The following is a 14,018-nucleotide window of genomic DNA, read 5'->3' on the forward strand; positions in this document are numbered from 1 at the left end:
ACATGGGATTTTCACTAACGATTTCACTCTTTAATTTTTTAAATAATATCTTATTTGAATTAGAAGACTCTGTTGGTTTGTTCTATAATCAGAATTAATAAATTTCTAACTAACGATAATCGTTACTTCAATAGCGATAGTTCGACTTTCGTTACAGTATTGAGTTTAGTTGAACAAAGGATTTTAAGGATTTAACATTGAATTACATATGTACATATAAAAAATAGGTGGTAAATAATGAATAAAATTTATATTATATCTGGACCCGCAGGAGTTGGTAAATCTACTACTTCCATAAGACTTGCTAAACAGTTTGACCATAGTGCTTATATTGAAGGCGATTTAATTAATCATATGGTTATTGGTGGATACCTACCGCCGTGGGAAAGCGAAGAATTACTATCATTAACTTGGGAAAATTTTGCTGATTTAAGTATCAATTTTGTTCAGGCAAAAAAGAATGTGATTATTGATTACGTTGCTTTTCCAGAAGAAGTAGAAAAGTTTTCTCAAAAGATTTATGCCAAGGTTAAGAATGTCGAAATTAAATATGTTGTTTTATGGGTGGATCATGCTGAACTGTTAAGAAGAGACGCTTTAAGGATTAAAGAACATCAGATGGGAGTAAGATGTTTAGAATTAGTGGATGAGTTTGAAAGTAAAGGAATAGATAAACGCTTTGTCTATAATACAACCAACATACAACCATCAAATTTAAATGAAATGCTTTCGAATATAAGAGAAAATCCTAGATTCAACTATTGATTCTGTTGAAGTAACGAACGCGTTAGTGACGAAGCGTAAAGGGGAGAGTAATGTGCGAGTATTATTGGAACTACTAAGGATTATTTTTATTTTTGCTATTCTTGCAACACTAATAGGTGGAATACCTCATGCTATTTATTCAAATATTGGAATTCATACAGAAAAATATGGATGGACAGCTATGCTCGGTGTTTTTATATTAATCTTTGTTTTATATAGAAATAAACTACAATTCAGTGGATGGTACGAAGGAAAGGGTAGAGAAAAACTACCTATAGCGGTGTCCAAAACGTTAATAATAAGTGCGATTGTATTACTATTATCACCCCCGATTCTACATTTCTTCATCAATTAACGGTGAGCATTAGTTGAAGAAAGACCTTTAAAAATGATTAAGATTCAACATATGTCAAAAAAGATGGCAATTGCCATCTTTTTTCTGGTGTCTTTTGATAACTATAATTTGTCATTTTGAGTGATAAAACTAGTTTCAATACAAGTTTTGCATCCCTCAACAGAACCCATTAAACTGAGAACCACTCATTTTTTCCTTGTTTAATATAACCAAATTGAAGACCTTTTTGTAAGGTTTTACAGGTGTTTTATCCCACACTTAAGGGGCAAGTAAGACCCCAATGTCATCAGGCTAAAGAGCCAATAACTTACAAATTACATCTAAACCTCTAAATTAGGAAAATATAATACAGCCTAAAGAAAAGTTGATCAATCAACTTAGGAAAAAAGGCAATAGGATACCCGGGGCTTGTATGTCATTTTTTTACAAGTCCTTGTTTTCTTGCTCTCCAATTCTATTAAAAGCTTATACGTTACTCTTTCAAGCTAAAACGATAATCCTCACAGACATCTCTTTCTATTAAGTGAATATTTATTTGCCTTCAATCCCATATTACGCTTAAAACATCTCCCAGGCCGTATAGGCACCTTATTTCGTACGATTTCTTGCATGATGCGATGGAAGAGAGAGGTGCGTTTTTCCGGCTGCTTTTCTAGAAACATAAGAATCAACGAATTTTTCAACTTTCCAACAAGGATATTTGTATTTACTTCATACTTATGTTTTAGGTCTTTTCCGTCATTTTCCTCTGTAATCTTTTCATTCGCTTCGTGTTTCAAAAGCGCCATCATATTGCCTAAATAAACCGAAGCGTAAAAGTCCTGTTCCACAGAGATGGCAGTGTCACCTGTAAAATTTTCAAGTTGAAGCCTACTTTTTAATTCCATGTATTTAACTTCAATTCCCCACCTTTTAAAATAAAGCTCTTTGAATTCTTGAATACCCCAGTCTTCATGCATTACATTTGTAACGAGGATTTCTTCAATTCCAGAATCTAAAGTGAATCGTAGAACACGTAAAGCAATCACTTCTCCATCCACACCTTTTATCTGAATTCGTTGGTCTGGACCCTTGCTCTCATTGATTTCTTTCAATGTTGAAGAAGAAACGCGCATTAAAAACTTAATGGTGTTACTGTGTAAGTATGAGATGAAATGTCTAGAGGGATATCCCCGATCAAAGAGGATAAGGTCATTTTTCAAACCCATTTCCTTAAGTTTTTCAATCAGTTCAATGGCCACATCTCGCTCACTAGTATTGTACCGAGTGATTATTGATGCGATCATGATTTTGTTTTCGATATCATATATACCGGAAGCGAGAGCACGGGCAAATTTTTTCGTTTTATTTTCACAAAAGCCGAATGCCATTCTTAATCGTTCAGAATTATTTAATTCTAAGATAGAGGCATCAATAGCGGAAAGCCTATACCCTTTAAACGTATTTATGACGCCATCTTCATAAAACCACTCTGTCACAACGTCTACTAATTTCATAAATGCGTTCGGAGATATTTTCTGTCGAGCTTCAGAAAACCCCTGCTTCGATATACTTACATCGGGCAGATTTAGTAGCTTGTGAAAATCATCTAATTCAAGTTGAAACGATTTTTTCACGAAATTCAAACAAAATAATATAAGGCTTGAAAAATCCATTTTGTTGTTTCCAAGACGTGTAAAGTAGGTCGACTTCATCCGTGACTCACACATAAATATTACATCGTTCAAAAGCCGTTCTGTCACACGTACTGCCTCTAAAAAAGTCTTATTTTCCATATCAAAATCCCCACCATCACATTTGATATACCAACGAAAGGTATTCAAATCGATTGTTAGGCGTTTTTTCAAAAGTCAAGTTATTTCTCTATATTTCAATGATTATTTTACGGGACTTTGATAGTAGCTCATTACAAAAAAAGAAGCAGAAAGTAACATTCCAATATTTGTATCCTTAGCCTGATGACATTGAGTAAGACCCCCACCTCAAAACGAAAGAAAATCGGAAAGTTTAGGTGGGGGATTAACTGCCCCTAAATGTCCGATATAGAATAACTTTCATCAGTGATAGCTGATGATTAGTTATTCTTATGCCTGTGGTATAAGTTAAACTAACAATCAGTGGGGGATGAAGGAAAACCCCCACTGATTGAACTTCAGCTTTATTCTAAATCATTTTTAATGAAGTATTTTTCCTTTTATAGTAATATATTAAATAGTTTAAATGCTATAATAATAGAGGTAATATTAGAAAATGAATGAAAGGGAAAAATAGTCATGGAATTGAAAAAGAAAGAAGAAATGAATAGTACCAATATCTCTTTTCGAACTACTATTAGACAGCTGATCGAACATAAATATTTTCAGCCAATAGTGATAGCCATAATTCTACTAAATGGACTTATTATCATTAGTGAGACATATTTCAACGGTAATCATCTATTATTAGCTTTGGATAAAATCATTGTTTGGATCTTTGTAGTAGAACTACTAGTAAAAGTCATTGGCTTAGGTTTCAAAGGGTATTTTTCCGATCGATGGAATTGGTTTGACTTTAGTATTGTCATAGGAAGTTTAGTATTTTATTCAACACCATTCGTGAGCGTACTAAGGTTAATCAGGGTGTTGCGTTTGATAAGAATGATCCCAGCAATTCCTGCGTTACGAAAAATTATTGATTCATTAATGAAATCCGTACCAGCATTAACTGGAATTTTAGGGTTAACGCTTTTGATTTTTTCGATTTATGCGATTATCGGGACAACCTTTTTTAGTGAGGTACTACCTTATGAGTTCTTTGGTAGTTTCCATACAGCGCTTTTCACCTTGATGCAGGTCGTAACATTTGAATCATGGGCTAGTCAAGTTGCTAGACCTATTATTAGTGAAGTGCCATGGTCTTGGGTCTACTTTGTAACCTTTATCATTATAGGAGCATTAGTGATTTTAAACCTTGTTGTAGCTGTTATCTTAAGCTATTTGTCTCAAGAAGACGATGCAAATCGAGAAGAACAAATGGATCGATTATTCAAAGAGAATCAAGAATTAAAGCAAGATATTCATGAGATTAAACAACTATTACTTGAAAAGAAGAAAGGTTAAAACTATCTTTGACAGTGCCAGTTATCAAAAAAGTACTATCCATCGGTGTGCAAAGTTTGATGGATAGTACTTTTTAATGTTATATACAGTAAATTTTCTTTTCGTTTTTGCATTGTATTAAGTTTATAAATTTGCGTCTATTATTTTAACTTAATCGCTATTCGTTTGGTAACTATAAAAACCAAAGTCGCCCCAACCACCAATTTGAGTTTGATGATTACGTCATTGGTAAGGTTGAAAATTTAAAAATGATGCAGAAGAAGAACGTTTGTAAATATAGGTTTGGTACGTATATTAATTATGGTTATTCAGTTGGCATATTTAAGGGAATTCAAGTAGTTCTCTACCCAAATTTCATGCATATAATTTTGAAAGGAATTAATTTGCTTTCTTATCTGTAAAAGGGTGGTGATAACTTGGATAAAAACAAAACGAGATGTGTCATGGGGCCAATAAGTGCAAAAGATAGAAGAAAAAAAGCGTACCACCTTCGTAAAAAAACTGCAAAAATATATAAGGAACTTGCTCGTGTACATCATCAATGTAATGGTGATGAATTTAATTTTCGAAATAAAATTGGAAGTTTTTCAAAGGCATTACCACATAATTCTTTAGGTGAAGTTGACCTAAAAGCCTATAAAACGTATAGTAAGGCATTAAAGAGCAGTAATCCTGATGACTTTGAAGCCATTCCTCTTGGAGGAGTTGTTAAACTTGCAAATCCACAAGCGTCATTTGTTTATGACCTAATCGGCGCCGATTGTCATCAATTAAGTTTACCGAGCCCCCCTGTGTTTAGCAGTTCCTGGGAGGCAAGTGAAATGGTTGAATTGTTTTGGAGGGCTTTAACACGAGACATTCACTTTGGAGAATACGCTACACATCGATCAACTAGAGAAGCTTCAAAAGAGTTATCAAGTTTATCAGATTTTCGTGGTCCGAAAGTAAAAGGGAATGTGACTACTCGTACTTTATTTCGCGGTGATACTCCAGGGGACCTCGTAGGGCCATATGTCTCGCAATTTTTGTATAAAGACATTCCGTTTGGAGCAACAACTTTACCTCAACGTTATCGTAGCACATGCAAAGGTTCTGATTATATGACATCGTATGAAGAATGGTTGAATATCCAAAACGGTGGAACTTTTGCAGAACCTAATTTTGATTCAACTCCGCGCTATATTCGTAACGGCCGTGATTTAGGGGAATATGTTCATTATGATTTTTCGTACCAAGGCCCACTTTCAGCTTGTTTGATCTTAAATCAATTTGGAAGAGATGCGCTTTGTCCAAATAATCCATATATTAATTCTGCAAGTCAAGGTGGTTTTATTACATTTGGTGCACCCCATATTTTAGATTTAATTGCAAAAGTTACACGTGTAGCATTAGAAGCTGCGTGGTTTCATAAATTTTTAGTTCATCGTAGACTACGTCCAGAAGAGTTTGGGGGAAGGGTCCACAATCACCTAACGAATGCTACCAATTACCCAATCCATGAAGAATTACTTCATTCGAAGGCGATAGCAAAAGTGTTCAAAAAGTATGGAACCTATTTATTACCAATGTCTTATCCAGAAGGGTGCCCGACCCATCCAGCTTATCCTGCTGGGCATGCTTGTATTGCCGGAGCAGGGGTAACCGTTCTTAAGGCATACTTTAATGAAGAGTTTGTTATTCCTAATCCAGTTTCAGCTAGTATGGATGGACTTAAACTAGTGCCTTATTCAGGAACTTCTTTAACAATTGGAGGTGAATTGAATAAACTTGCATCTAATATTTCACTTGGCCGAGATATGGCTGGTGTTCATTGGCGAACAGACGGCGTTGAGGGTATGAGGCTTGGAGAAGCGGTTGCAATTGAAGTCCTTAAAGATTATCGGAAAACGTATAACGAGAAATTTACTGGATTTACATTAACAAAGTTTGACGGAACAGTTATTACGATCAAGTAGAAGTTAGTTCTCCTATGAATAGGGTTTTAAAAAGTTAATCGCCTCAGAGAAGAGTAGAGTACGGAAAGTAGGAAGTTTAGCGCTTTGGTTTGACTATTTAATAAAACTTTTTGATGGCTTAATAATAAAAATACTGGGATTAGGACTATAGATAACTACCAAAAGATTCCCTAGCCTCTATAACGATAAGGAGAACGAAAGACTAGTGCTTTCGTTCTCATATATCTCACTTGACTCGGTCTACGTTTAGAACTGTAGCGCTTGCGTTTTTCTTATTACTTTTGATTAATTAGTGATGGTGATGTTCTTCAGCTGCCATTGCTATTGCTTTTGTTTCATGTACGGTTCCAAATGGATGCTCGGGCGGGGCATAAATTGAGTAAAGTTTTAGTGGTATATTACCAGTATTGGTTAAATTGTGCCATTTTCCAGCAGGTACCATAATCGCAAAATCTTCAGAGGCATTTTTTCTAAAATCTAATTTATCTTTGCTGTCACCCATCTGTACAAGTCCTTGACCTTCTTCAATACGTATGAATTGATCAAGGTTTGGATGAACTTCTAATCCTATGTCTTCACCAACATTGATACTCATCAATGTCACTTGTAAATGCTTCCCTGTCCATAACGCCGTACGGAAAGTATCGTTTTGTTTAGTCACTTCCTCAATATTAACAACGAATGGTTCTGATCCATAATCTGTTAATTTATGCAAGACTTCCTGACGTAAATACCCAAATCGTGCAGCGGTTTCTTTTTCACCAGTAACCGCCCACATAAATACATTCTGAACTAGTGGATGTTGAGTAAGTGTACCATTTTTATGGTATTCTTCATATCCTTCAATTTCTCCATCATAAGCTTTTTGTAAACCTTCTCTATAATTTTGAAAAGGAACTTTATCAATCTTATACTCAGGATACCTTCCAGTAAGTGTATAATATAGGTTATTAAATTGCATCAATTGACCTTTTTTACCTTCTATAGCATAATGGATGTCATTTTTATGTTCATTAGGTGCAGCATTTGCTAAACGACTATATAGATCAATGGCTGAAGCTTCTCTTTTGATTGCTGAAAGTATGGCATTAAAAACTTGTTGATCATCTTCTTGATGATTTCTTAGCATGAAATCTGAGTGATTGGGCGTGTTAACAGTAGCGTAATAAGGGTATGGATATGAATTGGGAACATAATACACTTTGATCATTCCTTTCTAGGTGTTATAAAATTATCATATGCCTATGCATTGGAAAGGTACTTCGTATGAAATTAATTGATTAGAATATTTACTTTTAGTTGAAAACGTTATTTTCTTTAGTGAGCAAATCATAACTGAATAGCATTCTTTTTTTAAAAGCTTTGTTTTGAAGATATTCAAACACTACACCTCTAAACAGAAATGTCAATTTTAAGGTTGAAAATTAAACAAATTTTGGTATGTTTCTAATAGGTAGGTTAGAAAAAAACTAGTTTTTGTTTAAGGAGATTATAAAAGATGTTTAAAATAAAACCTAAATGTTCTATATGCGATCAACATATTAAAGGAAATGATGTCGTTTATGTAAAAATGAGATATCCGCAATTTAGAGGTATGACTGAAATTAAAGCGTATTTACAAAATGAAGGGAAATTCATATGTGAAGATTGCTATGAAAAGAAATGAGTTTTGTTTTAGTACCGTGTTGAATAAATATTACGATTATTAGAGGCGATAACCATTGAAAAATTTAGATAAGGAAAGTCAGAAAAATCTTATGGAGGTATATCGTTTCCTAGGTTATTTACTAATGATAACTGCCCTTTCTTTTATTAACCTCTTTATTTTTATGGAATTAATACCTAGTTGGAGTTGGGGGTTAATCGTTATATTCTGCGGCTTAATTGTAAGAGTTCTTGATAAATTATTATCTATAAAACAAATGTTTGTAATTAGCTCCCTATTACTAGTTATTAGTATTTTACTGACTATTTTCGTTTAATGCTCTCGTTTTTTTTGAATAGTTCAATGTACTACATGAACTAGTAAAAGAAGAGTGATAATTCACAAATCTTAGCCTTATCAGCAAAAAATCTACAAAGATATTCGTTTTTTTAAAGAGAGATAGTAAAGATATTGGAGGGAATTGACAAGAAAAGCTTCAGCGCCTTGGTCACGATCGATAGGCGCTGGAGCTGGAGTGTTTCTAACTTAAGAAATTTTATACTTACCTTGTAAAAAAAGAGCATATGCATTTTTTCGAGGAATTTAACAAATTCTGAAGTCTCGAATATAATTAAGGCTAACTCAGCGACTAAAGGTTATGTTTGCTAAAGTATCTTTATCTTTTTAGAATAAACCCGTTAAAAGAAATAGTGAGGTGATTAAGAAGAATGGAATAAATATTCTTCTAAAGGGTGATGTGCGAAGAAATAATCCTCTTCGTTGATTGACCCCTTCGATAACTCCTCTATGAATTCCACCATAGCCATCTCTAATTTCTACCAACTGTCCTTGATAAGCCCATGCTAATTGTTCCATTGCATTCTCCCCTTTAATTAGTTGTTGTTATCATTTATACTTTAGTTTTATGACGGTCCGTTAACAAAAGATTGGACAGAAAGAATTCAAAAATAAAATGATTAAATAAACTACTACTAAATCCTACAACTAAATCGGTGGGTTAAACGGAAACTATGAAAATAATTAAATAAAGTGATGGTGAGTTATGAAAGTCGAAATTGGAAATGACATCATAGAGTTTGATATTCAATACGGAAGACGAAAGAAAATATATATTCATATAGCAACCAATGGATTTATTACAGTTAAGGTCCCTAAGGATACAAGTGAAGAAATGATTGTTAGTGCGATAGAAAAACAAAGTAAATGGATAAAAGAAAAATTACAGGAATTGAAAAAAGCACAAGAAAACCCAAAGGAAAAACAGTATCAAGATGAAGGGAAGTTTATGCATCTTGGAAAAGAATATTATCTTCACGAATTAATTAACACCAGTGAATTAGGAGAAGAAGAACTGAAAGAAACACTAAAGAAATTTTATTTTTCTAGCTGTAAAAAAATAGTAGGGAAAAGGATTGAAATTTATCAAAAACAACTTGGAGTGAAGCCGAAAGTCATTGAAATAATAGAGTCAAAAGTCAAGTGGGGAAGCTGTAGTTCGACTAAAAAATTAAGTTTTAATTATCGCTTAGCAATGGCTCCTATTGAAGTGATCGATTATGTAATCGTCCATGAACTATGTCATCTGATTCATATGAATCATGACCGATCATTTTGGAGACGTGTTGGTAGTATTGTCCCAGATTATAAAAAAAAGGAAGAGTATTTAGCTAGGCAAGGTCAATATATGACACTCTAGGAAACAATTTTTTATAAGGTAAGAAAGCATAAAATTCCTTACTTAGAAAGTGTCTAGCTCCAGCGCCTACAAATTTAAAAAGGATTACAATTAACCATCTAATTTCAAGTAACAATTATTTTAAAGTAGGAAATATGTAAAATGGACAGGTATTTTCAACTCTGTCCATCTTTTTGAATTTCAATAACAATGTTAAATCGTTAAAACTAATTTCTTAATATTATATATTTATTAAATGACGAACAGCATAGGCAAATCCATCTTCATCATTTGTCTTTGTTATGACATCGGCTTCTTGTTGAATGTAGAAAGGTGCGTTCGCCATTGCAACAGAAGTTGTGGCCACCTTAAATTGGGAAATATCATTACCACCGTCTCCAAAAGCATAAATTTCATCGAAATGTTGATTTGTTTGTTGCTGATAACGAAGAAGAGCTTTTCCTTTTGTAGCATCAATTGACGTAAACTCAACATTGTTTGGGTGCGAAGATGCCATCGACACTTCAATTTTCCCTTGTATTAATTGCTTAGCTTGATCAATTTTTCCGAGTTGATCCTTACGTGATACAGCCATAACTTTATAAATTTTGAGATTATCCTTCTGAAGAACTGAATCGTAATCGTAATCTTTAAAAATTAGATCAATCTCTTCATCACTTTTATCCATGATCATTGGAAATCTACAAGGAAAACCGCCTTGATTCGTATAGATCATCATCCATAATCCTAGTTCTTTTAAGATTGGAAACAACTCTTTATAAATCGAAACTGACAGTGACGCTTCATGCAGAACGTCTCTAGAAGCTGAGTATAAAACGGTCCCATTAATACTAAAAATAGGAGCTTCTATTTTTTGCACGGCTTCAAATTTAACCACATCTTCATACGCTCTTCCTGTGTTGAAGATAATGCTATGCCCTTGTTCTTTCAAATATTGTAAAACTTTGAGATTCTCTTCAGATATTTCATGTTGTGAGTTTAATAATGTACCGTCTAAATCAATTGAAAAACATTTCATTTTTTCATAGTTCCTTTCTGAATGTTTAATATATTAACTATAACAAATATTTGGTATAGCAAAAACTATTTTATGCGGACTACATGGTGTCGTCCGAAAATTACAAAAATAGTGTATTTAGAACAACTAGCAGAAACTATTTTTTATTGACTGGCCATTCTTTAACTTAATAGGAATAGTTCAGTCCCTTTGTCCTATTATTAAGAAAATTGTGTACAATTATTTATTACTATGTTATAGTGAGTAACAATTACATATCGTGTAAGAATCGGTGCCAAGCTGAGGCTTGGCTTAAAAGGGAAGAACGGTGTAATTCCGTCGCTGTCCCGCAACTGTAAATCGGAGTGAATCACGAATACCACTGTCTTAGGATGGGAAGGTGTGAGGAGCATTGATGATAAGCCAGGAGACCTGCCAATTTCTAGTACACACCAAATGCCTACGTGGAAATAGGTGGTGACATTATTTGTACGACAAACGAGTTATGATTTGCTTAGTATGCATGTTTATTTATGCATACCTAATAACTTGAATGTAGAGCCATTTTCCTATCGAGGAGATGGCTTTTTTTCTATATCAGTCATAATTTTCAGCTGATCTAGATCAGGCTATCCTAAATAGGGTTGGTTCATTGTCGCACATTTCTACTATTTGGATATATGTTAATTTAAAAAATGTATATTTATAGGAGGAATACAAATGAAATTAGTTAGTACAGCTATTGGTTACCCGTACATTGGAGAAAATCGCGAGTGGAAGCGTTGTGTAGAATCTTATTGGAAAGGTGAAACTCCAAAAGAGCAATTTCTTTCAGATATGAAAACAATACGTTTAAATAATTTAAAACGTCAGCAAGCATTAGGGTTAGAATTCCTGACTGTAGGGGACTTTACGTTTTATGATCGTATGCTTGACGTTGCAGCAATGTTCGGTTTAGTTCCATCTCGTTATAAGTGGACAGGTGAAGAAGTAGATCTACCTACGTATTACGCTATGGCACGAGGGGAAAAAAGTGTGGTTGCTTGTGAAATGACAAAGTGGTTTAACACAAACTATCACTACATCGTTCCTGAATATGAAGATAGACCACTAAGAATAACTAATAATTATATTTTAGATTACTTTGTAGAAGCGAAAGAACAATTAGGGATTGTGACAAAGCCTACAATTATCGGTCCGTACACGTTTGTTCAGTTAGCAAAAGGATATGATACAAAGTCGAAAGCAGCATTTTACTTAAAACTGTTACCACTATATGCACAAGTATTTCAGGAATTAGTCGATGCTGGTGCTGAGTGGATTCAAGTGGAAGAACCAGCATTAGTTCTTTCGTTGCAACAAGACGATGTAAAGCTGGTACAAGAAATTTACAAACAACTAGCACAAGAGGTACCATCTGCAAAAATCATGCTTCAAACATATTTCGAGGGACTATCAGTGTATGAACAGTTATCGCAATTACCAGTTGCAGGGATTGGTCTTGATTTTGTGCATGGCGAAAAAGAAAATATGGCTTCTCTTCGTAAATACGGGTTCCCACAAAATAAAGTTTTAGGTATCGGTATGGTAAACGGACGTGACATTTGGCGAGCAAATTTTGCCGAAAAAGCGATGATAATTAAAGCAGTACTAACATTAAGTAATGCAGATGAAGCTTGGATTCAGTCTTCGTGCAGTTTGCAACATGTACCTGTGACTACGAAGTCGGAAAAGAAGTTAGAAACGACACTAGCAAATGCATTGTCATTTGCGGATGAGAAAATTGTTGAATTAACCGAAATTAAATCCTATGTACTTGACGAGGCATGGTCAGGGAAACATAGCGTATCAAAAAGTATGTTAGCAATAGAAGCATTGGCACAGCACGAAGTTAGGAAAAATGTACGTGTAAAGGAGCTTATTTCACAAGTGAATCCAGAACATTTTAAACGTCCTATGGATTTTAGTGATCGTCAAGCTTTACAGCAAAAGATTTTACACTTACCTGATTTTCCAACAACAATAGGCAGTTTCCCTCAGTCAAATCAAGTAAAACGTACACGTACAGCATGGCGCAAAAAAGAAATTAGCGATTCTGACTATGCGGAGTTTGTGAAAAATGAAACGGCTCGATGGATTCGTATTCAAGAAGAAATTGGCCTAGATGTTTTGGTGCATGGTGAATTTGAACGTACAGATATGGTCGAATATTTTGGAGAAAAGTTGAGTGGTTTTGCTTTTACAGAAAAAGCTTGGGTCGTATCGTACGGTTCACGTTGCGTAAAACCTCCAATTATTTACGGAGATGTTGAATGGACAACGCCAATGACAGTAAAGGAAGTAAAGGAAGCACAGCGATTAACCTCTAAGCCTGTAAAAGGAATGTTAACAGGGCCGGTTACTATATTAAATTGGTCTTTTGTCCGTGATGACATTTCTCGCGCGGAAGTAGCCAACCAAATTGCTTTGGCGTTAAGAGCAGAAATAAAAGCGTTAGAAAATGCTGGGATTGCGATTATTCAAGTGGATGAACCGGCACTACGTGAAGGCTTGCCATTACGTAAAGAAAATTGGGATGTGTATTTAGCATGGGGAGTAAACGCATTTAAGTTAGCCACTTCAAGTGTCAAGAATGAAACGCAAATTCATACGCATATGTGCTATTGTGAGTTTAATGATTTTATAGGGCCAATTCGTGACCTTGACGCAGATGTTATATCAATTGAAACGTCTAGAAGTCACGGCGAACTAATAAAATCTTTGAAACAAAATCCATATGACCTTGGTATTGGGCTAGGAGTTTATGATATTCATAGCCCACGCGTACCAAGTATAGAAGAAATAGATGTAATTTTAAAAGATAGCTTAGAAGTAATTTCAAAAGAACAGTTCTGGGTTAATCCCGATTGTGGTTTGAAAACACGTAATGAAGAAGAAACCATTGCATCGTTAAAAAATATGGTGGTAGCAACACAGAAATTACGTCAACATCAAAAACAAACAGTGTAAATGCTAATGGTATTGGTTTGGTTTCGTGCACATTGTATTATCCCACTCTTAAGGGGCAAGTAAGACCCCCACCTCAAAACTTAAGAAAATCGAGAAGTTTAGGTGGGGGATAAACTGCCCCTAAAGGTCCGATAAGTTGAACTAACAATCAGTGGGGGATGAAGGAAAACCCCCACTGATTGAAGTTCAGCTTTATGTGTAACTGACCTTATCGAACATGACGATAGTATAAAGAGGCTGGGACATAACTAGCCAAAAATAAAGAAAAAAGGTTCCGATTATTGTATTTGATGATCGGAACCTTTTTTCGATTGGATTATTTTCATGACCATTAGTTCCGTTCGCGTTTATGGCGGTGTACTTTCTTAAGTTCACCGCCATAAACGCGAAGCCTAATTCATTTTCTACTTTCTCTTTGCTCCTCACAGACATTCGAGTGAAACGCAAATTAGCCTTCAAAAATCCGAAGACTGGCTC

10 protein-coding genes, 1 pseudogene and 1 riboswitch are annotated in these 14,018 nt (G+C 34.6%); of the genes and pseudogenes, 6 read left to right on the forward strand and 5 right to left on the reverse strand.

What is annotated here, in order from left to right; all coding sequences use genetic code 11:
• Window positions 1-237: 237 nt before the first annotated feature.
• Together BKP45_RS20910 and BKP45_RS20915 are read left to right on the forward strand one after the other, a co-directional pair.
• Window positions 238-765, forward strand: coding sequence for an AAA family ATPase (locus tag BKP45_RS20910; protein ID WP_071388250.1), 528 nt, complete (start codon window positions 238-240; stop codon window positions 763-765).
• Window positions 766-817: 52 nt separating this feature from the next.
• Window positions 818-1,120: a DUF6962 family protein gene (locus BKP45_RS20915; RefSeq protein WP_071388249.1), complete on the forward strand. Its 303-nt coding sequence runs from the start codon at window positions 818-820 to the stop codon at window positions 1,118-1,120.
• A 500-nt stretch (window positions 1,121-1,620) separates the two neighbouring features.
• On the opposite strand, the gene BKP45_RS20920 is transcribed toward BKP45_RS20915, so the two are convergent.
• The gene (locus BKP45_RS20920) at window positions 1,621-2,895 is read right to left on the reverse strand and encodes an IS4 family transposase (protein ID WP_071391095.1); all 1,275 of its coding nucleotides are present in this window, start codon (window positions 2,893-2,895) and stop codon (window positions 1,621-1,623) included.
• Between the two features lie 498 nt (window positions 2,896-3,393).
• On the opposite strand from BKP45_RS20920, the gene BKP45_RS20925 reads away from it, so the two are divergent.
• Window positions 3,394-4,218: an ion transporter gene (locus BKP45_RS20925; RefSeq protein WP_071391096.1), complete on the forward strand. Its 825-nt coding sequence runs from the start codon at window positions 3,394-3,396 to the stop codon at window positions 4,216-4,218.
• Between the two features lie 443 nt (window positions 4,219-4,661).
• Entirely contained in the window at window positions 4,662-6,173 is a 1,512-nt protein-coding gene (locus BKP45_RS20930; protein WP_071391104.1) for a vanadium-dependent haloperoxidase, read from the forward strand.
• Between the two features lie 289 nt (window positions 6,174-6,462).
• Here the strand turns inward: BKP45_RS20930 and BKP45_RS20935 are convergent, their stop codons facing one another.
• A complete protein-coding gene (locus tag BKP45_RS20935) occupies window positions 6,463-7,374 on the reverse strand; it encodes a cupin domain-containing protein (RefSeq protein WP_071391097.1) in 912 nt (303 codons plus the stop codon).
• Window positions 7,375-8,502: 1,128 nt separating this feature from the next.
• Window positions 8,503-8,694 carry a hypothetical protein gene (locus BKP45_RS20950; RefSeq protein WP_071391100.1) on the reverse strand — a complete coding sequence of 64 codons (192 nt, stop codon included), beginning with the start codon at window positions 8,692-8,694 and terminating at the stop codon, window positions 8,503-8,505.
• Window positions 8,695-8,881: 187 nt separating this feature from the next.
• Here BKP45_RS20950 and BKP45_RS20955 point away from each other — a divergent pair, with 187 nt between their 5' ends.
• Window positions 8,882-9,535, forward strand: coding sequence for a M48 family metallopeptidase (locus BKP45_RS20955; protein ID WP_071391101.1), 654 nt, complete (start codon window positions 8,882-8,884; stop codon window positions 9,533-9,535).
• 220 nt (window positions 9,536-9,755) lie between these two features.
• On the opposite strand, the gene BKP45_RS20960 is transcribed toward BKP45_RS20955, so the two are convergent.
• Window positions 9,756-10,553: a Cof-type HAD-IIB family hydrolase gene (locus tag BKP45_RS20960; RefSeq protein ID WP_071391102.1), complete on the reverse strand. Its 798-nt coding sequence runs from the start codon at window positions 10,551-10,553 to the stop codon at window positions 9,756-9,758.
• A 252-nt stretch (window positions 10,554-10,805) separates the two neighbouring features.
• A riboswitch (cobalamin riboswitch) is annotated at window positions 10,806-10,986 on the forward strand.
• 266 nt (window positions 10,987-11,252) lie between these two features.
• Here BKP45_RS20960 and metE point away from each other — a divergent pair.
• On the forward strand, window positions 11,253-13,541 hold the full coding sequence (metE, locus tag BKP45_RS20965; protein WP_071391103.1) for a 5-methyltetrahydropteroyltriglutamate--homocysteine S-methyltransferase: 2,289 nt from the start codon (window positions 11,253-11,255) through the stop codon (window positions 13,539-13,541).
• Window positions 13,542-13,733: 192 nt separating this feature from the next.
• Here the strand turns inward: metE and BKP45_RS23185 are convergent.
• Window positions 13,734-14,018 (reverse strand): annotated as a pseudogene (locus BKP45_RS23185) (IS5/IS1182 family transposase); the annotation flags it as partial.

The sequence above is a fragment of the Anaerobacillus alkalidiazotrophicus genome, from assembly GCF_001866055.1.

Coding starts and splice junctions, on each gene's coding strand:
- BKP45_RS20950 (WP_071391100.1), bottom strand. CDS start 8,694: ATGGAACAATTAGCATGGGCTTATCAAGGACAGTTGGTAGAAATTAGA.
- BKP45_RS20930 (WP_071391104.1), top strand. CDS start 4,662: ATGGGGCCAATAAGTGCAAAAGATAGAAGAAAAAAAGCGTACCACCTT.
- BKP45_RS20960 (WP_071391102.1), bottom strand. CDS start 10,553: ATGAAATGTTTTTCAATTGATTTAGACGGTACATTATTAAACTCACAA.
- BKP45_RS20955 (WP_071391101.1), top strand. CDS start 8,882: ATGAAAGTCGAAATTGGAAATGACATCATAGAGTTTGATATTCAATAC.
- BKP45_RS20910 (WP_071388250.1), top strand. CDS start 238: ATGAATAAAATTTATATTATATCTGGACCCGCAGGAGTTGGTAAATCT.
- BKP45_RS20925 (WP_071391096.1), top strand. CDS start 3,394: ATGGAATTGAAAAAGAAAGAAGAAATGAATAGTACCAATATCTCTTTT.
- BKP45_RS20920 (WP_071391095.1), bottom strand. CDS start 2,895: ATGGAAAATAAGACTTTTTTAGAGGCAGTACGTGTGACAGAACGGCTT.
- metE (WP_071391103.1), top strand. CDS start 11,253: ATGAAATTAGTTAGTACAGCTATTGGTTACCCGTACATTGGAGAAAAT.